We start from the raw sequence: 19,677 nt of genomic DNA, 5'->3' as shown, positions 1-19,677 counted from the left end.
ATGCCGCGCAGAAAAGGCCGCAGGCGAACCTGCGGCGTCAGCGTTGTCGTTATGAGGATTTCCGTACCCGCAGATACCATTCGCACAGCAGGCGCACCTGTTTGCGGGTGTATCCTTTTTCCATCATGCGATCGACAAAATCGTCGTGCTTTTTCTGCTCGTCGGTTGAAGTCTTGGCGTTAAACGAAATGACCGGCAGCAGCTCCTCGGTGTTCGAGAACATTTTCTTCTCGATCACGGTGCGCAGCTTCTCGTAACTGGTCCAGTTCGGATTGCGGCCGCTATTATGCGCCCGGGCGCGCAGCACGAAGTTGACGATTTCGTTACGGAAATCTTTCGGGTTGCTGATGCCCGCCGGTTTTTCAATTTTCTCCAGTTCCGCGTTCAGGGATTCACGGTCAAAGAGCTGGCCGGTATCCGGGTCGCGGTATTCCTGGTCCTGGATCCAGAAGTCGGCGTAGGTGACATAACGGTCGAAAATGTTCTGCCCGTATTCCGAGTAGGATTCGAGGTACGCCGTCTGGATCTCTTTGCCAATGAACTCCGCGTATTTCGGGATCAAATAGCCTTTGAGGTGTTCCAGATAACGCTCCGCCTGATCCTGCGGGAACTGCTCGCGCTCGATCTGCTGTTCCAGTACGTAGAACAGGTGAACCGGGTTCGCTGCCACTTCAGCGTGGTCAAAGTTGAATACGCGGGAGAGGATTTTGAACGCGAAACGTGTCGACAGCCCGTTCATCCCTTCGTCCACGCCAGCGTAGTCGCGGTATTCCTGGTAGGACTTGGCTTTCGGGTCGGTGTCTTTAAGGCTTTCGCCATCGTACACGCGCATTTTCGAGTAGATACTTGAGTTTTCCGGATCTTTCAGGCGCGACAGGATTGAGAAACGCGCCAGCGTTTCCAGGGTGCCCGGCGCGCACGGCGCGTGGGTCAGTTCACTGTGGTTAAGCAGTTTTTCGTAAATCTTGATCTCTTCGGAGATCCGTAAGCAATAAGGCACTTTGACGATATATACACGGTCAAGGAACGCCTCGTTGTTTTTGTTGTTGCGGAACTGCACCCACTCCGATTCGTTGGAGTGCGCCAGAATAATACCGTTGAACGGCAGGGCGGAAATGCCTTCGGTGCCGTTGTAGTTACCTTCCTGAGTCGCGGTCAGTAACGGATGCAGCACTTTAATCGGTGCTTTAAACATCTCGACGAATTCCATGATGCCCTGGTTGGCGCGGCACAGCGCGCCGGAATAACCATAGGCGTCCGGGTCGTTTTGCGCGTGGTGCTCCAGCTTACGGATATCCACTTTACCCACCAACGCGGAGATGTCCTGGTTGTTCTCATCGCCTGGTTCTGTTTTGGCGATGGCGATTTGCGCCAGAATCGACGGCCACACTTTGACGACTTTAAATTTGGTGATATCGCCACCAAACTCATTCAGCCGTTTTGCCGCCCACGGCGACATAATGGTGCCGAGATACCGGTTTGGGATGCCGTATTCTTTCTCCAGAATCTGGGCATCCTCACGGGGATTAAACAGGCAAAGCGGATGGTCGTTAACCGGGCTGCGTTCGCCGTTGGCGCTCAGCACATAAATCGGTACGCGCTGCATCAGAGACTTCAGGCGCTCGGCAAGTGAAGATTTACCGCCGCCCACTGGACCCAGCAAATAGAGGATCTGTTTCTTCTCTTCCAGACCCTGAGCCGCGTGTTTCAGATAAGAGACGATCTGCTCTATGGCTTCTTCCATCCCATAGAATTCTTCAAACGCTGGATAACGGGATATCACCCGATTCGAAAAGAGACGGGAAAGCCGAGGCTCCTGGGCAGTGTCCACCATCACTGGCTCACCAATGGCCGTCAATAGCCGCTCTGCCGCGTTAGCATAGGCACTGCGATCTTGCTTACAAACAGCAAGAAACTCCTGCAGTGTGAACTCTTCGTCCTTGGCAGCTTCATAACGCTGGCGATAGTGATCGAATATATTCATGGCATGCCGTCCTTTCGTTTTTTAGCACAGGATAAGGGCCGTTCATATGAGTAGTAGAGGCCCCCGGAAGACATTTCTGATACAGCAACCCTTATGCCAACTCTTGCGTGAACGCGCGTTGCACTGCGCTACTGCGGTCAGGGTATTTGCCTTCTCAAAATTAAGCGTAGATGGCATTTAGAAAACTTGCTGAAGCAAATTGCGAATTTCAATGACATATCAATCACTCATCCTTAATTTCCTGTTTTTTACATAAGGCATTTGTCGGCCTGTCATGACGACGCCAAAAAAATGCAAAACTTACGTCATGTTACTGCGCCAGGGTAAATGATTTGCTTTGTAAGACTTAAGTAAAAAATTTGGGGTGATGGTTAAAGGCGGTTACACTTCGTGGCGCTGATTATTTGATTAAGGAAGAAATGGACTGTGACCAAATTCAAACTTCTTGCATTGGGAATGGCGTTGGCCTCTGCTGCATCGGTTGTTCACGCCGAAGGGCCCTGGACGCTGGGCGCGGGTGCGGGCTATGTAGAAGGCCCGTATAAGCAATACGACAACAATGTTATACCGATCCCGGTGATCGGCTATGAAGGCGAAAATGTCTGGGTCCGTGCATTAGGCGCTGGTTATTACCTGTGGAATGATGAGTCTGACAAACTGTCTGTGATGGCTTATTACTCCCCGCAGTATTTCAAACCGAAAAACAGCGATAACAACCAACTGCGCCAGCTTGATAAACGTAAAGCGACCCTGATGGCGGGTCTTTCTTACGTGCATCACACCCAGTACGGTTTCCTGCGTACCGCGCTGACCGGGGATACCCTTGATAACAGCAACGGTGTGCTGTGGGATCTGGCATGGCTGTACCGCTACACCAACGGGGCATTAACCCTGACGCCGGGTATCGGCGCGCAGTGGGCCAGCGACAACCACAATGAATACTACTATGGCGTCAGCAAGGCTGAGTCGCGCCGCAGCGGGCTGAAAACCTATGATGCGGACAGCGGCTGGAACCCGTACCTGGAGCTGACGGTGAACTACAAGCTGACCGACAGCTGGAATGTGTACGGCACCGGTCGTTACACCCGCCTGGACAGCGAAGTCACCGACAGCCCGATGGTCGGGCAAAACTGGAGCGGTGTGTTCTCCACCGGGATCACCTACAGTTTTTAAAGGTGTGATTCGTGCATACTCACGGGGCGCTTGCGCCCCGTTTGTCTTACTGTGGTGCAAACCTTTAATGAGCGGAGGAAACCATGGCTAACCTTACGCATTTTTTTTCTCATTCAACGCCAATACCGGCAATTGGGCAGGGCACCTGGTATATGGGTGAAAACGCCGCCCAGCGCCGCCAGGAAGTCGCTGCTCTGCAACGGGGCATCGACCTGGGGCTGACGCTTATCGATACCGCAGAAATGTACGCGGAGGGGGGCGCGGAAAAAGTGGTCGGCGAGGCGATTCGCGGCAGGCGCGATGAGGTCTATCTGGTCTCAAAAGTGTATCCCTGGAACGCGGGCGGTCAAAAAAACCAGGCGGCGTGCGAAGCCAGCCTGAAACGCCTCGGTACCGATTATCTCGATCTCTATTTGCTGCACTGGCGCGGCAACATTCCCTTTGAAGAAACTCTTGCCGCCATGGAGTCATTAATGGCGCAGGGCAAAATTGGCCGCTGGGGCGTCTCGAACCTGGACGTTGACGATATGCAAACCCTGTGGAAGCTGAAAGGAGGCCAGGAGTGCGCAACCAATCAGGTGCTGTACCATCTCGGCTCGCGGGGTATCGAATACGATTTGCTGCCGTGGTGCGCCGAGCGCCATATGCCGGTCATGGCCTATTGCCCGCTGGCTCAGGCCGGGCGGTTGCGTGACGACCTGATGAATAACGCCGTCGTGAATACCCTCGCGCAGGAGAAAGGCGTGACGGCGGCCCAGGTGCTGCTGGCGTGGGTTATCCGTCGTCCAGGCGTGCTGGCCATTCCGAAAGCTTCGACGATTAAACATGTAGAAGAAAACGCCGCCGCGCTGGATGTGAAATTAACCGCGCAGGATATTGAACAACTGGATACCGCATTTCCGCCGCCGGGCAGAAAAATGCCGCTGGATGTGGTGTAACACCGCTCCCCTTACCGCCGGGCAAGGGGAGGGCGTTTAGCTTAGGCTTTTTTGGCGACGCGCAGAGATTGCGCCAGGCGAGACGGTTTCTCTTCGCTGGCTTTCTGGGCTACGGTGGCGCAGGCGGTTTCAACGCAGACAAAGGTTTTGTAACCGTCGTCCGGCATATCCGCCATCGCTTTAGACAGTGCCGGGCCTGGGTTCCAGCCCACCACGTTGCAGTGGTGATGATGGACAACGTCGATAGTGCGTTTCAGCGCGCCGTCGTGGATCACGCTGCACGCTTCCGGGTTCAGGTACACGCGGTCGGTGCGATCCGGGAAAGTTTGCACGCCGTCGGCTAACGCGTCTTCTTTAGCGTCGTTCACTTTATCAATAAAGCGATCGCCGAGGCCGCTCACCTTCACCGCGCTGATATCGCCCACGTTGAAGTAGGTATGCAGCGCGGACCAGGTTTCAAACTCGCCGTGCGCTTCCAACTCCATCTCGCAGGTTGCGCCCAGCTTAAAGCGCGCATACAGAGTGAAGTCGTGCGGCCAGTACTGCTTCGAGACTTCGCTGCTCTGCAATTCAAAGGTAACCACTACGCCGTTTTCATCTTCGTTATGGGCCTGTAGCGTCCAGGGCAGGTTACGGGCGAACCCGTGAGCCGGCAGATCTTTTTGCGCTGCCGGGCCAAACCACGGCCAGCAAATCGGCACACCGCCGCGGATCGCCACGCCTTTGCTGAACGGCGTATTGTCGCTCAGCCACAGCACTTCTTCTTCGCCAGCCGGTTTCCATGAGAGCAGATGCGCGCCCTGTAACGTCAACGATGCGCGGGCCTTCGGATGCTCAATCACCACAACATCCAGCTCGTCCATCTTGCGCAGCGAAATCGCTGGCGTGATTTGCTCTACAACCGGCAGCGCGAAAATACGATTTATCATGTCCATCATCCTCTGTTCAGACCAAAAAAAAGGGCGACCATCGTCGCCCTCTCAGGATCAATCGTTCATCTCAACTTATTTGGAGATGTGAGCGATCAGGTCCAGTACTTTGTTGGAGTAGCCAGTTTCGTTGTCGTACCAGGAAACCAGTTTCACAAAGTTGTCGTTCAGTGCGATACCGGCTTTGGCATCGAACACAGAAGTGCAGATTTCGCCATTGAAATCGGTAGAAACAACGTCGTCTTCGGTGTAGCCCAGAACGCCTTTCATTTCGCCTTCAGAAGCGGCTTTGATGGCTTTCTTGATGTCTTCGTAAGAAGCGGCTTTTTCCAGACGAACGGTCAGGTCAACTACGGATACGTTCGGGGTCGGAACGCGGAACGCCATACCCGTCAGTTTGCCGTTCAGTTCCGGCAGAACTTTACCCACAGCTTTAGCCGCACCGGTAGAGGACGGGATGATGTTCTGAGCTGCGCCACGGCCGCCGCGCCAGTCTTTGTGAGACGGGCCGTCAACGGTTTTCTGAGTCGCGGTGGTCGCGTGAACGGTAGTCATCAGGCCTTCGATGATGCCGAAGTTGTCGTTGATAACTTTAGCCAGCGGAGCCAGGCAGTTGGTGGTGCAGGACGCGTTGGAAACGATGTCCTGGCCAGCATATTTTTCAAAGTTAGCGCCTTTAACGAACATCGGCGTGTCGTCTTTGGACGGGCCAGTCAGCACAACTTTTTTCGCGCCAGCGGTGATGTGTTTACGTGCGGTTTCGTCGGTCAGGAAGATACCGGTTGCTTCAGCAACAACGTCAACACCGACTTCGTTCCATTTCAGGTTAGCCGGATCTTTTTCAGCGGTAACACGGATTTTCTTGCCGTTAACGACCAGGTGACCGTCTTTCACTTCAACGGTGCCGTCGAAACGACCGTGAGTGGAGTCATATTTCAGCATGTAAGCCATGTACTCAGCATCTAACAGATCGTTGATTGCAACGATTTCGATGTCAGAACGCGTTTGAGCAGCACGGAAAACAATGCGACCGATACGGCCAAAACCGTTGATACCTACTTTGATAGTCATATATTCCACCAGCTATTTGTTAGTGAATAAAAGGTTGGTTGTAAAATTACAAAAACCTTACGCAGCGTCAAGCGGAATCGTGTCAATCATTGCGACAAATCAATCTGCTGAACAACCTTTGCGCGAATAACACGTCAAACATTTCCTTTTGTGCTGCCATCCCACATGGGGACGCCGCGGGACATTTTAAAGAACAGCGAGATCAAAATTGTGATGTGAGTCACAAACAACCCGCTGCCGTTTACCTGGCACTAAGTTTAGATCAAAAGTTAGCACCGTACTGTTAATGTTTTGTTAGAATCTGGCAGATAATGTGATCTGTTTAACCCTGCCGAGAAGTGAACCTATGGCTAACAACATGTCCCCGGAAGATTTGAAGAAAACGCTGACTGACGTGCAGTTTTACGTTACTCAGCAACATGGCACCGAAGCGCCATTTACCGGGCGTTTGCTGCATAATAAGCGCGAGGGCGTTTACCATTGTCTGGTGTGCGATGCGGCGCTGTTTCACTCGCAAACCAAGTATGATTCGGGCTGCGGCTGGCCGAGCTTTTTCGAACCGGTGAGCGAAAACGCGATCCGCTATTTGAATGATTACTCACACGGTATGCAACGCACCGAAATCCGCTGCGGCAACTGCGACGCCCATCTGGGGCACGTTTTCCCGGACGGGCCAAAGCCCACCGGCGAGCGCTTCTGCGTGAATTCCGCCTCGCTGAGCTTTACCGATGAGGAAAACGGCGCGCAAACCAAAGGCTGAAAAATCGATTCAGCAAACTATTCCAGTGGAGCAGTGCGAAAATGAACATTGATGACCTGATTAACAGCATGACGCCGGAAGTGTATCAACGTCTGGTCACCGCCGTGGAACTGGGCAAATGGCCCGACGGCGTCGCGTTAACCGACGAGCAAAAAGCCAACAGCATGCAGTTAGTGATGCTGTGGCAGACGCGCCACAACCACAACCCGGACCATATGTCGATTGGCACAGACGGCCAGATTGTGATGAAGAGCAAGCAGCAGTTCAAAGAAGAATTCGGGATTGTTCCGCCGACGATTGCGAAGCTTAAGCCTCAGTGATAAGCGCCTTGCTATTAATCGGTTTTGATAGCAAGGCGACGCGGTTGCGTCCCGGCATCTAAAGCTTTAGTGGGTCGCGTGCCCTGTTAGCGTTAGTTAATTCTTATTTTTTTCTTCCGTAATCGCTTTTCCTTCATGAGTAGATACTCTACCCCGCAGGAGGAGCGTTTATGTCTGAAACATGGAAGTACCTGTTAATCCCGGCACTCTCTGTAACATGGATTAATTTATTGTGGTTGGGAATGCTGATGTACTGTTTTGTATGGTTTCCCTACCGTCGTCGGCGCGACAGACGAAATGGCCAGGTGACTAAAAGTGAATTTATTCCTGAACACTATCCAGAGGGATTTCTGGCGTACATTTTAAATGGGGGCTATTATTCCCATAAACATTTTTTTGCCGACTGCATTTCTCTATTCATAACCAATAAATCGGTTCTTGAAGAAAAGAACATTGCGCTGCATATCAAGTGGGGGGGAACGCCGGAATCATTGCCTGCAATGAAGCGTAATTTTGTTTTGGCGATGCAAAACCACCTCTTTCCAGGTTCGCGTGAAATTGAAATTAGCGGGCATGAATTTCAGCCATTAGTGGATCTGCACAGGCATGTTTCAACAATGTATAAAAATGCAGCGTCCCGGTTTGTGATTCCCGGCTCCATATCCCTTATATTGGGATACCTGTGCACACTGGCGATGGCATGTTGGCTGGGGATAAGTACAGAACAAGGGTTGGGTTTTGTCGTGTTCTTCCTTTATATTTTCGTTATCCCGTTCATACTTATCATTATTTCTACGCTTAACGACCGCAATCCGCACCATGAAAAATTCACGCTTAATATGGTTATCATTCCGCTGCTGATATCAGGTCCATTCACTGCCTTTGCCATCTATTTTATCAATAACGCTGATTTTATTCTGCCGCCAGGCAGCGTCTATATTTCATTTATCTGTACGCTGATGGGCAGTTATTTTCAGACATATCAGGTAACCCATACTGATGAAGGAAAGAGAATTTTACCGGGCATTAAGGCGTACTTTGCCAGACAGTTTTATCATCTGCATTGCTATAAACCCAACTCGCCGAAAGAGCCATTCCCTGAGATAGAAACATTACTCCCTTATGCGATTAGTCATGACTATCTGAGCACATGGAGCAAGACGGTTGAAAAACTGATGCGCAATAACAGCGACAAACCCTATTGGGTCGGGCAATATCAATACGCAAAAGTTGAACGTTATGAGCATATTTTCGATGAAGCATTATCATCAGAACCGGACAGTGCTCATACACACACCGACATCAGCGGTGGCGACTAAGATTAAATATAAACCAGGCCCGGAAGATCTCCGGGCCGGTTATCAAACCTGCGTTTCCAGCCAGTCGTCCAGGGTATACAGCGTCGCGCCTTCCGCCGCCATTTCCATAAACGCATGGGCGCTGTCCTGCGCAGCCAGATTCACCCCACGGCAGCCGTCGGTGATCACATTGACCGTGTAACCCAGCTTCAGCGCGTCCAGCACCGTAAACTTCACGCAGTAGTCCGTCGCCAGGCCCATAATCACCAGCTCTTTGATACCGTGATGTCGCAGCCACTCATCCAGGGCGGTTTTCTGGCGATGCTCGTTATCAAAAAACGCGCTATAGCTGTCGATCAGCGGGTTCTCACCTTTATGAAACACCGCGTCGATGGCTTTCTGGTTGAGCAGCGGATGCAGCTCCGCACCCTCGGTCAACTGTACACAGTGATCCGGCCACCAGGTTTGCGGAAAACCGTCCAGCTCGCCCTGGGTAAAAGGCTCAGCGTTATGCTGGCTGGCGAAACTGCCGTGATCCGCCGGGTGCCAGTCCTGGCTGGCTACAATCGCGTCGCCGCGTGTACGGCTCCAGTCGATTAGGCGATTGGCGATATCCATTGTGCTATCGCCTTCCGCGACTGCCAGCGCGCCCCCGGCGCAAAAATCGTTCTGTAAATCCACCAGCAGCAGTGCGCGCTGGGTCATGATGGTGACGTTATTCATCAGGCGTGAGTTCTCCCCGCAGGTTCTGCATCATCGCTTCCCGAATGGCCGATGCGCTTAATCCCTGGCTTAATAAAAAATGTAATTTGGTCAGTGTCGCTTCCACGGTCATATCAAAACCGCCAATGACTCCCGCCTGAGCCAGCGCGTTGCCGGTGGCGTAACCGCCCATGTTCACTTTCCCGGACATACACTGGGTAAGATTGACCACCACGATGCCGCGCTCGCTGGCGTCGTGCAGCTCTTTTAAAAATTCCTGGTTTTGCGGCGCGTTGCCGACGCCGTAAGAACGCAGGATCAGCGCTTTTACCGGCTGGCGCAGGAAGTTGCGTACCACATCGGCGGAAATCCCCGGATAGATGGTCACCACGCCAATCGGCTGCGGCGTAATCGGGTGGACAACCAGCGGCCCATCGCCGTGCGGCGCGGCAGGCGTGTTCAGTTTGCGAATATGAATGCCCGCCTCCAGCAGCGGCGACAGGTTAGGGGAGGCGAAAGCGTTAAAACCGTCGGCGTGGGCTTTGGTGGTGCGGTTGCCGCGATACAAACAATTATTGAAGAACAGCGTCACTTCGCTAATGGGATAGTTCGCCGCCACGTACAGCGCGTTCAACAGGTTAATCTGCCCGTCAGAGCGCAGCTCCGCCAGTGGGATTTGCGACCCGGTGACAATCACCGGCTTGCTGAGATTCTCCAGCATAAACGACAGCGCCGACGCGGTGAACGCCATGGTGTCGGTGCCGTGCAGGATCACAAAACCGTCGTACTGGTCGTAATTGTCTTTGATGTCATCGGCGATGTGCTGCCAGTCTTCCGGCGTCATATCTGATGAGTCCATCAGCGGCTGATATTCATGGATAGTGAAGTCGGGCATTTCCGGGCGATGGAACTCGGGCATCAGCGCCAGTTGGCGTTGCAGGTGTCCGGAGACGGGAATGTAGCCCTGTTCAGAACGCTGCATACCGATCGTACCGCCGGTATAGGCAACGTAAATGGATTTCTTGGACATGGTCTTGAGTTCGTTAAGGATAAACACGCGAAGTATATACGATGCGCGCTCAGGATAGGACGCGAAAACAAGCCCGGCAGCGCCGGGCTTGTTGAGTTTAGCGAACGTCGCCGCAGGTTAAGCAGAACGCGTAGCGGTGGCGCGGGTCGTTAAACGCCGCCAGTTTATCGGTTTCGGTTTTCACCGCGCTGGCCGCCTGCACCACCGGCGCAGGGAGATAGGCCTGCAACGCTTCAGGCAGCATGGCGCGCACCGAGCCGGTCATGCTGGCGAACACGGTATCCATAAAGGTCGGTTCGTCCTGATAGAAATCCGCATGCCACTGCTTCAGTTTCGCCAGCTCCGCCGCTTTGTGCAGCGCATCGTCAAAGTCACCCAGGCTGTCCACCAGACCGTTAGCTTTCGCGTCCTGGCCGGTCCAGACGTGGCCCTGGGCGATGCTGTCGATCTGCTGCGGCGTCTTGTTACGCGACTGGGCCACCAGGGAGATAAAGCGCTGATAGCCATTTTCGATAGTCAACTGCATCAACTGCTGCACTTCCTGCGGTAGCGCTTTGGTCACTGACACATCCGCCAGCGCTGACGTTGCCACGCCGTCGGTGTGCACGCCGATGGCGCTCAGGCTGTCTTCCACGGTGTTGATAACCCCGAAGATGCCGATGGAGCCGGTGAGCGTGCTGGGGTTGGCCATAATGTAATTGGCCGGGGTGGAGATCCAATAACCGCCGGATGCCGCCATACCGCCCATGGAAACCACTACCGGTTTGCCCGCCGCTTTCGCCGCCGCCAGCTCTTCACGAATCACTTCCGATGCCGAAACGCTGCCGCCAGGGCTGTTGACCCGCAGTACAATTGCTTTCACTTTCGGGTCCAGACGCGCTTCGCGGATCTGCGAGGCGGTGGTGTCGCCGCCGACGTTGCCCGGCGTTTCTTCACCGTCCATGATCGCGCCATTAGCGAACACCACGGCAATCGCATCACCCTGTTCCGAACGCTTATTCAACTGATAATCGTAGAAGCTGGTGGCACTGTAATTCTTGTCTTTTTTGCTCCAGCCGAACTGTTTGGTCAGCGCTTTTTCCACCTCGGCGCTCGAACCCAGTGCATCCACCAGTTTATTGTCGAGCGCGTACTTCGCGGTATCGCCGCCGTTCTGTTGCAAGCCTGCCAGCAGCGCCGCTGCGCCGGGGAATACCTGGTTCGGCTGGATCTGGCGGTTCGCCGCGATAGTCGCCAGATAGTTCTGCCACAACTCGCCAATCCAGCGGCTGTCGGCGTCACGGGCTTCCGGCGACATATCGTCACGGATAAACGGCTCCACCGCCGATTTATAAGTGCCAACGCGGAACACGTGCGTAGTGACCTTCAGCTTATCCAGCAACGACTTGTAATACAGGCCGTTGGTGGCGAAACCGTGCAAATCCACGGTGCCCTGGGGGGACAGCCAGATTTTATTGGCGAAACTCGCCAGGTAATATTGGCCCTGGCTGTAGCTGTCGCCGGTGGCAACCACCGGTTTACCGCTGTCGCGGAACTCGCGCAACGCCTTGCCGATATACTGCATCGACGGCTGGTCGGCACCCGCGAAATCACGTAAATCGAGCACGATGCCGGTAATGTTGCGGTCATCCTTCGCCTGGCGGATGGCGTCGACGATATCGAACAGCGAGTTCTCCTGAAGCCGGTCGGAGGACGCGCCAAACAGCTGGCGGCCAATCACGCCGAGCTTATTGCTCACCGAGGGTTTATCCACCACCACGCCGCTGATATCCAGCAGCAGCGCGCCGCGCGACGGTTCGGCAGGGGAGTTGCTCATTTGCAGCCAAATCCCAACGCCCACCATCACCAGTAAAATAAAGAACAGATTGAGCACCAGTTCCCTGATGAAATTAAGCAGACGCCACGTCCACTTGAAAAAACCGGCAAAAATACGCCAAAGGGTGCGCATGTATTCTCCCTGAAGGTGATTAACAAGATCTCGGTTCGCACTATGCGTAACGCATAGCAAGAAGGGTATCCTAAATTTTGAGTTCGCGCTTGTCAGCAGCAATCAGCCGCTAAGCTGTAACAAACTGAGGGTGTGTGTTAATTTTGTGTAAGAAAATCACTGATGGAGCCGGAAAATGGACGCATTAGACCTGTTAGTTAACCGCCGCAGCGCTTCCCGCCTGGCGGAGCCCGCCCCGCAGGGCGAGCAGCGTGAAAACATTATCCGCGCCGCGATGCGCGCGCCGGATCACGGCACGCTACAGCCGTGGCGTTTCTTTATGATTGAAGGCGAAGGCCGCGAGCGCTTCAGCCAACTGCTCGAAAAGGCAGCACGGGATAGCGGGCTCGACGATAAAGCCATTGAGAAAGCGCGCAGCGGGCCGTTTCGCGCGCCGCTGATCGTCACCGTAGTCGCGAAATGCGAAGAGCATCATAAAGTGCCGCAGTGGGAGCAACTGCTGTCCGCTGGCTGCGCGGTCATGGCAATGCAGATGGCGGCGCTGGCGCAGGGCTTTAACGGCATCTGGCGCAGCGGCCCGATGACCGACAACCCGCAGGTGCGTGAAGCCTTTGAATGCCGCGAGCAGGACAAAATTGTCGGTTTCCTGTATCTCGGCACGCCGCAATTAAAAGCCTCTACTACCACCAACATCCCCGACACCTCTCCTTTCGTCCGCCACTTTTGACCAATCTGTCTGGATTGTGAGCGAAAGCCTCGCAATTCAGACGGAGCTACTTACCTCCTGATACTTCTGGCGCTACCATATACCCGTCATACTTCATGCTACAGGCGCGTTGGCTTCCTTACTCGCCTCAGTCACTTACTTATGTAAGCTCCTGAGTCTTGTAACATGAATTATTTAGGGTATAGACAGCCTGTATGACATGAAGCGTCAACTATCGACAGGAGATGTCCATGAAAGAAGCCATTCGCTTAACCCAGTACAGCCACGGTGCAGGATGCGGCTGTAAAATTTCCCCGAAAGTGCTGGAAACCATTCTGCATAGCAACCAGGCCAAATTTGTTGATCCGCGACTTTTAGTGGGCAATGAAACCCGCGACGATGCGGCGGTGTACGATTTGGGGAATGGCACCTGCGTGATTAGCACCACCGACTTCTTTATGCCGATCGTTGACGATCCGTTCGATTTTGGCCGCATCGCCGCCACTAACGCCATCAGCGACATTTTCGCGATGGGCGGCAAACCGATTATGGCCATCGCCATTCTGGGCTGGCCGGTGGATAAACTGGCCCCGGAAATCGCCGCCCAGGTGATTGAAGGGGGTCGCCACGCCTGCCAGCAGGCGGGTATCGCGCTGGCGGGGGGGCACTCCATCGACGCGCCGGAGCCGATCTTCGGGCTGGCGGTCACCGGCGTGGTGCCGACTGAACGCGTTAAGCGCAACAGCACCGCCACGGCGGGCTGCAAACTCTATCTCACCAAACCGCTGGGTATCGGCGTGCTAACCACCGCCGGGAAAAAGAACCTGCTGCGCGAAGAGCACGCCGGGCTGGCGACGGAAGTGATGTGCCAGATGAACAAAGCCGGCGCAGATTTCGCGGAAATCGACGGCGTAAAAGCCATGACCGACGTCACCGGCTTCGGCCTGCTGGGCCATCTGAGCGAAGTTTGCCAGGGCGCAGGGCTCCAGGCGGAAATCTGGTATCAGGACGTGCCGAAGCTGCCGGGCGTGGAAGAGTACATCGCCAAAGGCTGTGCGCCGGGCGGTTGCGGCCGCAACTTCGCCAGCTATGGCCATTTGATGGGTGACATGCCGCCGCACTGGCGCGATCTGTTGTGCGATCCGCAAACCTCCGGTGGTCTGCTGCTGGCAGTAGAGCCGGGTTGCGAAAGGGACGTGGCAGAAGTCGCTGCCCGCCACGGCATCACCCTGACCGCGATTGGCGAACTGAAAACCGCACGCGGTGGCCGCCCGATGATTGAGATCCGCTAACACAATGCGGTTATTTATTGCCGAAAAACCCAGCCTCGCCCGCGCGATTGCCGATGTACTGCCTAAGCCCCATCGACGCGGCGATGGCTTTATCGCCTGCGGTAACGATCAGGTGGTGACATGGTGTGTGGGCCACCTTCTCGAGCAGGCGCAGCCGGATGCGTATGACAGCCGCTACGCCCGCTGGAACCTGGCTGATTTGCCCATCGTCCCGCAGAAATGGCAGCTCCAGCCGCGCCCGTCGGTGGCGAAACAGCTCAACGTGATCAAAAAGCTGCTCAGCGACGCCAGCGAAGTGGTTCACGCCGGTGACCCGGATCGCGAAGGGCAATTGCTGGTGGATGAAGTGCTGGATTATCTGGCGCTCTCCCCGGAGAAACGTAAGCAGGTGCAGCGCTGCCTGATCAATGATCTCAACCCCCAGGCGGTAGAACGGGCGATTTCCCGTTTACGTTCTAACAACGAGTTTGTGCCGCTGTGCGTCTCAGCGCTGGCCCGCGCCCGCGCCGACTGGCTGTACGGCATCAACATGACCCGTGCCTGGACGCTGCTGGGCCGTAACGCGGGCTATCAGGGCGTACTGTCGGTGGGCCGGGTCCAGACCCCGGTTCTTGGGTTGGTGGTGCGGCGTGACGAAGAGATCGAAAACTTTGTCGCTAAAGATTATTTCGAAGTCAAAGCGCATATCGTCACCCTAAAAGATGAGCGCTTTGTGGCGGTGTGGCAACCCAGCGAAGCCTGCGAGCCGCACCAGGATGAAGAGGGTCGCTTGCTCAACCGGGCGCTGGCCGAACATGTGGTAAAGCGCATCGCAGGCCAGCCGGCGGACGTCACCTCCTACGCCGATAAACGCGAAAGTGAACCCGCGCCGCTGCCGTTTTCGCTGTCAGCGCTGCAAATTGACGCCGCCAAACGCTTCGGCCTGAGCGCCCAGAACGTGCTGGATATCTGCCAGAAGCTGTATGAAACCCATAAGCTGATTACCTATCCGCGTTCTGATAGCCGCTACCTGCCAGAGGAACACTTTGCCGGACGCCACGCGGTGATCAACGCCATCAGCGTTCACGCAAAGGATTTACTGCCGCAGCCGGCGGTGGATACCGAAATCCGTAACCGCTGCTGGGACGACAAAAAGGTCGATGCCCACCACGCCATTATCCCCACGGCGCGTAGCTCTAACGTATCGCTGTCCCAGGATGAAGCGAAGGTGTACAACTTGATCGCCCGCCAGTATCTGATGCAGTTCTGCGCCGATGCGGTGTTTCGCAAATGCACCATTGAGCTGGATATCGCCGGCGGCAAGTTTATCGCCAAAGCGCGTTTCCTGGCGGAAGCGGGCTGGCGTACGCTGCTGGGCGCGAAAGAGCGTGATGAAGATAACGACGGCACGCCGCTACCGGTGGTGGCGAAAGGCGACCGGCTGCTGTGCGAACACGGCGAAGTGGTGGAGCGGCAAACTCAGCCGCCGCGCCATTTCACCGATGCCACGCTGCTGTCGGCCATGACCGGTATCGCGCGCTTTGTGCAGGATAAAGATCTCAAGAAGATCCTGCGCGCTACCGATGGATTAGGCACCGAGGCAACGCGCGCCGGGATTATCGAACTGCTGTTTAAACGCAGTTTCCTGGTGAAAAAGGGCCGCTACATTCACTCTACCGAAGCAGGGCGTGCGTTAATTCACTCACTGCCCGAACAGGCCGCCAGACCGGATATGACCGCGCACTGGGAGTCGGTGCTGACGCAAATCAGCGAAAAGCAGCGCCGCTACCAGGACTTTATGGAGCCGCTGGTGCAAACCTTGTATTCGCTTATCGATCAGGCGCGGGTAACGCCGGTCCGCCAGTTCCGCGGACTGATTGCGCCCCAGGCCAAAGGTGAGGGGAAACCCCGCTACGCCAAACGCAAAAAGAAACCGGACGCGCCTTCTTCTCAAAATGCGGCAGGCTAATTTTACCGTGACCGCACATCGGTATACTGGCGCGGCAAATTATCACCACATGGAGTGAACAAATGGATAACGAAGCAAAGGTGCTGCAACTGATGGCGCAGGCCGGTAAACCGGTTTCGGCAGGCGAAATTGAAAAGCTGTGCGACCTTGAACGCAAGGTCATTGATAAGGCATTTAAAAGCCTGAAAGAGCAGGGGAAAATCGTTTCCCCGGTTCGCTGCAAATGGCAGCCAGCCTGATCGTTAAACTGCCGCCTGCGTAATGCAGGCGGCATTTTTGTTTAAATCACACCCTGAGCGAACATCGCGTCGGCCACTTTCACAAACCCGGCGATATTCGCGCCGCGCACGTAGTTAACCTGCTTGTCCTGCTCGCCCCACGCCACGCAGGCCTGGTGAATGTCCAGCATGATGTGGTGCAGACGGGCGTCCACTTTCTCCGCCTTCCAGCCCATCCGCGCGGCGTTTTGTGCCATTTCCAGACCCGACGTCGCCACACCGCCCGCGTTAGCGGCTTTGCCCGGCGCAAACAGCACGCCCGCTTCGAGGAACAGATCGGTGGCTTCGATGGTGGTTGGCATATTCGCGCCTTCGGCTACCACTTTCACGCCGTTGGCGATCAGGGTACGGGCAGCGTCGGTATCCAGTTCGTTCTGGGTGGCGCACGGCAGGGCAATATCCACCGGTACGCCCCACGGCTGCTTACCTTCCAGATAGGTCAAACCAAATTCGCGGGCGTAATCGGCAACTCGGCCATCGCGGCTGGCTTTGATTTCACACAGGCGGTCGAGTTTTTCCTGGGTAAAACCGGCTTCGTCCACCACGGTGCCGTTGGAGTCCGACGCGGTGATCACGCGCGCGCCAAACGCCATCGCTTTCTCAATCGCGTATTGCGCCACGTTACCGGAGCCGGACACCGCCACGCGCATCCCTTCCATGCCCAGACCGTGCTGCTTCAGCATCGCATCGACAAAATAAATTAATCCGTAACCGGTGGCTTCCGGGCGAATCAGGCTGCCGCCGAACGACAGGCCTTTGCCGGTAAACACGCAGGCGGTGTTGTTGGAAAGCTTTTTCATCATCCCCGCCATATAACCCACTTCGCGACCGCCCACGCCGATATCCCCCGCTGGCACATCGGTGTCCGCGCCAAGATGGCGGTACAGTTCGGTCATCAACGACTGGCAGAAACGCATGATTTCGCCATCGCTTTTACCTTTCGGATCGAAATCGCTGCCGCCCTTGCCGCCGCCCATAGGCAACGTCGTCAGGGCATTTTTAAAGGTTTGCTCGAAGCCGAGGAATTTGAGGATCGACAGGTTCACCGTCGGGTGAAAACGCATTCCACCCTTGAACGGGCCGATAGCCGAGTTGAACTGCACACGCCACGCGCGGTTAACTTGCACCTGGTTACGATCGTCCACCCACACCACGCGGAACTGAATCACACGCTCCGGCTCTACCAGGCGCTCCAGCAGCGCGTTGTTGCGATAGCGCGGGTTCTGTTCAATGAACGGCCACAGCGTGGTCATGACTTCCCGAACGGCCTGTGCAAATTCAACCTGGTGCGGATCGCGTGCGGCAACGGTATTGAGAAACTGCGCCAATGATAAAGTCTGTCCCATAAACCATAAGCTCCTGCTATGAAGATTGATTTTATTTGTAATATTCATGCATAAAAATGCAGCACAAAAGACTATACCATCGACGGTTGGCCTTAAATCAAGCAAAAATTTAACCACGAGCGGGATTTTTTTCAGCCTGCCATTAGAAAAAATGATGACAAAAAACACGGCTTTTCGGCGAACGAGGCGCAGAGCCAGCGGCTATATTATGAATAATATCGCGGAGTTAACCGGGTGCTTAACAAGGAGCAAAACATGAAACGGCTATTAGCGGCAGCTTTCATGCTGACCATAGCGCTACCCGCAGCGGCGGAGCGTTATCGCCCGGATGTGGATGTCAACGTGCCCGCCGAGGTGTTCAGCTCCGGCGGCCAGCGGCCGCAGCCCTGCAATCAGTGCTGCGTTTATCAGGATCAAAACTACTCCGAAGGGGCGGTAATCAAAGCGGAAGGCGTGTTGTTGCAGTGCCAGCGGGATGACAAAACCATCAGTACCCATCCGCTGGTGTGGCGGCGCGTGAAGCCATAAACGCGTTTAACAGCGGAATATCCGCCGGGGCCAGCGGGTAATCGCTGGCCTGTTCAGGCATACACCACACCAGCGCGCTGTGGCTCAGTTGCTGAAACTCTCCCTGCCAGACTGGCACATGCCAGGCGTGGAGATGGATCATCCGCCCGCTGACCGGCCAACTGTAGCTTGCTACGTAACCGGCAGGTACGGCCTCAATCGCCAGCTCTTCACGCAGCTCACGAACCAACGCCTCACGCTGGCTTTCACCGGCTTCGACTTTCCCGCCGGGGAATTCCCACAGGCCAGGCTGGTCGCCTTCAGGCGGGCGCTGGGCCAGCAGGATTTTCCCGTCGCGCTCCAGAATGGCGGCCACCACATCGATTTCTTTCATCGCTGACTCAGCCATCCCGAACCCTTAAAACTTGAAGGTCGCCCACACCGGCGCATGATCGGAAGGTTTTTCCATGCTGCGGATATCGTAGTCGATGCCGGTTTCCACGCAGCGCTGGGCCAGCGGGTGGCTTGCCAGCAGCAGGTCGATACGCAGGCCGCGGTTGTCATCAAAGCCGCGCGAGCGGTAATCGAACCACGAGAAACGATCCTGGGTTTCCGGGTTGGCGTGGCGGAAGGTGTCCACCAGGCCCCAATTGAGCAGGCGGCCCAGCCATTCGCGCTCTTCCGGCAGGAAGGAACACTTGCCGGTGCGCAGCCAGCGTTTACGGCTGTCTTCGCCGATACCGATATCCAGATCCGTTGGGCTGATATTCATATCGCCCATAATCAATACCGGATTCTCTTTGGTTAACTCCGTTTCCAGCACCTGTTGCAGGTTCTGGTAAAACTTCTCTTTGGCCGGGAATTTGGTCGGATGGTCGCGACTTTCGCCCTGGGGAAAGTAACCGTTGATCACCGTCAGATTGCCGAGCGGCGACGGCACTTCGGCAATAATAATGCGGCGCTGGGCTTCTTCATCGTCATCCGGGAAGCCGCGGCGCACCGCAATCGGCGTCTCTTTGGTCAGCAGCGCCACGCCGTAATGGCCCTTCTGGCCGTGGTAAAACACGTTGTAGCCCAACTTCGCCACCTCTTCGAGGGGGAACATATCGTCATGGACTTTGGTTTCCTGCAAACCAATCACATCGGGCTGGTGTTTTTCAACAATCGCTTCAAGTTGATGAGGGCGGGCGCGCAGGCCGTTGATATTAAAAGAGACGAATTTCATAGTCGCTGCCATTACAAGAGCAATAAGTGGCTGGATGGTAGCAGAAATCGAGGCCGCATGCCTGCTGTTGTATAAGACAGCGTTACGCCACCGAAAGCACCAAAATGGCGCAGATTGCCCTGTAAAAGCGCTCGATGCCTGAGCAAATCCCCTCTGCGATCACAAATCCAGAATTATATTTTACCAATGAATAATCCTTCGGCAAATCGTGGCGCGCAGGCC

19 protein-coding genes are annotated in these 19,677 nt (G+C 55.2%); 10 read left to right on the top strand and 9 right to left on the bottom strand.

Features of this window, described 5'->3' with window-relative positions:
- Nucleotides 1–49: 49 nt before the first annotated feature.
- Nucleotides 50–1,984, bottom strand: coding sequence for a protein kinase YeaG (gene yeaG, locus RT120_RS10830; RefSeq protein WP_312982531.1), 1,935 nt, complete (start codon nucleotides 1,982–1,984; stop codon nucleotides 50–52).
- Nucleotides 1,985–2,410: 426 nt separating this feature from the next.
- On the opposite strand from yeaG, the gene RT120_RS10825 reads away from it, so the two are divergent.
- Complete coding sequence (locus tag RT120_RS10825) at nucleotides 2,411–3,157, top strand: MipA/OmpV family protein (RefSeq protein ID WP_312982529.1); 747 nt, start codon at nucleotides 2,411–2,413, stop codon at nucleotides 3,155–3,157.
- Between the two features lie 83 nt (nucleotides 3,158–3,240).
- The gene (locus RT120_RS10820; RefSeq protein WP_312982528.1) at nucleotides 3,241–4,095 is read left to right on the top strand and encodes an aldo/keto reductase; all 855 of its coding nucleotides are present in this window, start codon (nucleotides 3,241–3,243) and stop codon (nucleotides 4,093–4,095) included.
- A gap of 41 nt (nucleotides 4,096–4,136) precedes the next feature.
- Here RT120_RS10820 and RT120_RS10815 read toward each other — a convergent pair whose 3' ends face one another.
- Together RT120_RS10815 and gapA are read right to left on the bottom strand one after the other, a co-directional pair.
- Entirely contained in the window at nucleotides 4,137–5,024 is an 888-nt protein-coding gene (locus RT120_RS10815; protein WP_312982527.1) for a D-hexose-6-phosphate mutarotase, read from the bottom strand.
- 75 nt (nucleotides 5,025–5,099) lie between these two features.
- Entirely contained in the window at nucleotides 5,100–6,095 is a 996-nt protein-coding gene (gapA, locus tag RT120_RS10810; protein ID WP_125292022.1) for a glyceraldehyde-3-phosphate dehydrogenase, read from the bottom strand.
- 346 nt (nucleotides 6,096–6,441) lie between these two features.
- On the opposite strand from gapA, the gene msrB reads away from it, so the two are divergent.
- The 3 genes from msrB to RT120_RS10795 all read left to right on the top strand — a co-directional run bounded on the left by msrB (nucleotide 6,442) and on the right by RT120_RS10795 (nucleotide 8,494).
- The gene (gene msrB, locus RT120_RS10805; protein ID WP_312982526.1) at nucleotides 6,442–6,855 is read left to right on the top strand and encodes a peptide-methionine (R)-S-oxide reductase MsrB; all 414 of its coding nucleotides are present in this window, start codon (nucleotides 6,442–6,444) and stop codon (nucleotides 6,853–6,855) included.
- A 41-nt stretch (nucleotides 6,856–6,896) separates the two neighbouring features.
- On the top strand, nucleotides 6,897–7,175 hold the full coding sequence (locus tag RT120_RS10800; RefSeq protein ID WP_312982524.1) for a YeaC family protein: 279 nt from the start codon (nucleotides 6,897–6,899) through the stop codon (nucleotides 7,173–7,175).
- A gap of 170 nt (nucleotides 7,176–7,345) precedes the next feature.
- Nucleotides 7,346–8,494, top strand: coding sequence for a hypothetical protein (locus RT120_RS10795; RefSeq protein ID WP_312982523.1), 1,149 nt, complete (start codon nucleotides 7,346–7,348; stop codon nucleotides 8,492–8,494).
- Nucleotides 8,495–8,536: 42 nt separating this feature from the next.
- Here RT120_RS10795 and pncA read toward each other — a convergent pair whose 3' ends face one another.
- The 3 genes from pncA to sppA all read right to left on the bottom strand — a co-directional run bounded on the left by pncA (nucleotide 8,537) and on the right by sppA (nucleotide 12,153).
- Entirely contained in the window at nucleotides 8,537–9,178 is a 642-nt protein-coding gene (gene pncA, locus RT120_RS10790) for a bifunctional nicotinamidase/pyrazinamidase (protein ID WP_312982579.1), read from the bottom strand.
- Between the two features lie 10 nt (nucleotides 9,179–9,188).
- A complete protein-coding gene (gene ansA, locus RT120_RS10785; protein WP_312982522.1) occupies nucleotides 9,189–10,205 on the bottom strand; it encodes an asparaginase in 1,017 nt (338 codons plus the stop codon).
- A gap of 97 nt (nucleotides 10,206–10,302) precedes the next feature.
- Nucleotides 10,303–12,153: a signal peptide peptidase SppA gene (gene sppA, locus RT120_RS10780; protein ID WP_312982521.1), complete on the bottom strand. Its 1,851-nt coding sequence runs from the start codon at nucleotides 12,151–12,153 to the stop codon at nucleotides 10,303–10,305.
- Between the two features lie 175 nt (nucleotides 12,154–12,328).
- Here sppA and RT120_RS10775 point away from each other — a divergent pair, with 175 nt between their 5' ends.
- The 4 genes from RT120_RS10775 to RT120_RS10760 all read left to right on the top strand — a co-directional run bounded on the left by RT120_RS10775 (nucleotide 12,329) and on the right by RT120_RS10760 (nucleotide 16,338).
- The gene (locus tag RT120_RS10775; protein WP_312982519.1) at nucleotides 12,329–12,880 is read left to right on the top strand and encodes an NAD(P)H nitroreductase; all 552 of its coding nucleotides are present in this window, start codon (nucleotides 12,329–12,331) and stop codon (nucleotides 12,878–12,880) included.
- Between the two features lie 230 nt (nucleotides 12,881–13,110).
- Nucleotides 13,111–14,151: a selenide, water dikinase SelD gene (gene selD, locus RT120_RS10770; RefSeq protein WP_312982517.1), complete on the top strand. Its 1,041-nt coding sequence runs from the start codon at nucleotides 13,111–13,113 to the stop codon at nucleotides 14,149–14,151.
- 4 nt (nucleotides 14,152–14,155) lie between these two features.
- On the top strand, nucleotides 14,156–16,099 hold the full coding sequence (locus RT120_RS10765) for a DNA topoisomerase III (protein ID WP_312982515.1): 1,944 nt from the start codon (nucleotides 14,156–14,158) through the stop codon (nucleotides 16,097–16,099).
- A gap of 62 nt (nucleotides 16,100–16,161) precedes the next feature.
- Entirely contained in the window at nucleotides 16,162–16,338 is a 177-nt protein-coding gene (locus RT120_RS10760) for a transcriptional regulator (protein ID WP_312982513.1), read from the top strand.
- A 41-nt stretch (nucleotides 16,339–16,379) separates the two neighbouring features.
- Here the strand turns inward: RT120_RS10760 and gdhA are convergent, their stop codons facing one another.
- Complete coding sequence (gene gdhA, locus RT120_RS10755; RefSeq protein ID WP_312982512.1) at nucleotides 16,380–17,723, bottom strand: NADP-specific glutamate dehydrogenase; 1,344 nt, start codon at nucleotides 17,721–17,723, stop codon at nucleotides 16,380–16,382.
- 255 nt (nucleotides 17,724–17,978) lie between these two features.
- Here gdhA and RT120_RS10750 point away from each other — a divergent pair, with 255 nt between their 5' ends.
- Nucleotides 17,979–18,251, top strand: a complete 273-nt coding sequence (locus tag RT120_RS10750; RefSeq protein ID WP_409515040.1) for a YnjH family protein — start codon at nucleotides 17,979–17,981, stop codon at nucleotides 18,249–18,251.
- Here RT120_RS10750 and RT120_RS10745 read toward each other — a convergent pair.
- Together RT120_RS10745 and xthA are read right to left on the bottom strand one after the other, a co-directional pair.
- Nucleotides 18,211–18,624: a pyrimidine (deoxy)nucleoside triphosphate diphosphatase gene (locus RT120_RS10745; protein ID WP_312982577.1), complete on the bottom strand. Its 414-nt coding sequence runs from the start codon at nucleotides 18,622–18,624 to the stop codon at nucleotides 18,211–18,213. The two genes, RT120_RS10750 and RT120_RS10745, sit on opposite strands and share 41 nt — an antisense overlap.
- Nucleotides 18,625–18,648: 24 nt before the next feature.
- Nucleotides 18,649–19,455: an exodeoxyribonuclease III gene (gene xthA / locus RT120_RS10740; RefSeq protein ID WP_312982510.1), complete on the bottom strand. Its 807-nt coding sequence runs from the start codon at nucleotides 19,453–19,455 to the stop codon at nucleotides 18,649–18,651.
- Between the last annotated feature and the right edge of the window lie 222 nt (nucleotides 19,456–19,677).

The sequence above is a fragment of the Atlantibacter sp. genome, from assembly GCF_032062175.1.
GTDB lineage: Bacteria > Pseudomonadota > Gammaproteobacteria > Enterobacterales > Enterobacteriaceae > Atlantibacter.
The sequence above is the reverse complement of the archived record's forward strand: the minus strand, read 5'-3'. Positions and strand labels throughout refer to the sequence as shown.

What these genes read in the sequence shown, in the direction of transcription:
- yeaG (WP_312982531.1), bottom strand. Translation starts at nt 1,984, where the DNA reads ATGAATATATTCGATCACTATCGCCAGCGTTATGAAGCTGCCAAGGAC.
- RT120_RS10820 (WP_312982528.1), top strand. Translation starts at nt 3,241, where the DNA reads ATGGCTAACCTTACGCATTTTTTTTCTCATTCAACGCCAATACCGGCA.
- RT120_RS10815 (WP_312982527.1), bottom strand. Translation starts at nt 5,024, where the DNA reads ATGATAAATCGTATTTTCGCGCTGCCGGTTGTAGAGCAAATCACGCCA.
- gapA (WP_125292022.1), bottom strand. Translation starts at nt 6,095, where the DNA reads ATGACTATCAAAGTAGGTATCAACGGTTTTGGCCGTATCGGTCGCATT.
- msrB (WP_312982526.1), top strand. Translation starts at nt 6,442, where the DNA reads ATGGCTAACAACATGTCCCCGGAAGATTTGAAGAAAACGCTGACTGAC.
- RT120_RS10800 (WP_312982524.1), top strand. Translation starts at nt 6,897, where the DNA reads ATGAACATTGATGACCTGATTAACAGCATGACGCCGGAAGTGTATCAA.
- RT120_RS10795 (WP_312982523.1), top strand. Translation starts at nt 7,346, where the DNA reads ATGTCTGAAACATGGAAGTACCTGTTAATCCCGGCACTCTCTGTAACA.
- pncA (WP_312982579.1), bottom strand. Translation starts at nt 9,178, where the DNA reads ATGACCCAGCGCGCACTGCTGCTGGTGGATTTACAGAACGATTTTTGC.
- ansA (WP_312982522.1), bottom strand. Translation starts at nt 10,205, where the DNA reads ATGTCCAAGAAATCCATTTACGTTGCCTATACCGGCGGTACGATCGGT.
- sppA (WP_312982521.1), bottom strand. Translation starts at nt 12,153, where the DNA reads ATGCGCACCCTTTGGCGTATTTTTGCCGGTTTTTTCAAGTGGACGTGG.
- RT120_RS10775 (WP_312982519.1), top strand. Translation starts at nt 12,329, where the DNA reads ATGGACGCATTAGACCTGTTAGTTAACCGCCGCAGCGCTTCCCGCCTG.
- selD (WP_312982517.1), top strand. Translation starts at nt 13,111, where the DNA reads ATGAAAGAAGCCATTCGCTTAACCCAGTACAGCCACGGTGCAGGATGC.
- RT120_RS10765 (WP_312982515.1), top strand. Translation starts at nt 14,156, where the DNA reads ATGCGGTTATTTATTGCCGAAAAACCCAGCCTCGCCCGCGCGATTGCC.
- RT120_RS10760 (WP_312982513.1), top strand. Translation starts at nt 16,162, where the DNA reads ATGGATAACGAAGCAAAGGTGCTGCAACTGATGGCGCAGGCCGGTAAA.
- gdhA (WP_312982512.1), bottom strand. Translation starts at nt 17,723, where the DNA reads ATGGGACAGACTTTATCATTGGCGCAGTTTCTCAATACCGTTGCCGCA.
- RT120_RS10750 (WP_409515040.1), top strand. Translation starts at nt 17,979, where the DNA reads ATGAAACGGCTATTAGCGGCAGCTTTCATGCTGACCATAGCGCTACCC.
- RT120_RS10745 (WP_312982577.1), bottom strand. Translation starts at nt 18,624, where the DNA reads ATGAAAGAAATCGATGTGGTGGCCGCCATTCTGGAGCGCGACGGGAAA.
- xthA (WP_312982510.1), bottom strand. Translation starts at nt 19,455, where the DNA reads ATGAAATTCGTCTCTTTTAATATCAACGGCCTGCGCGCCCGCCCTCAT.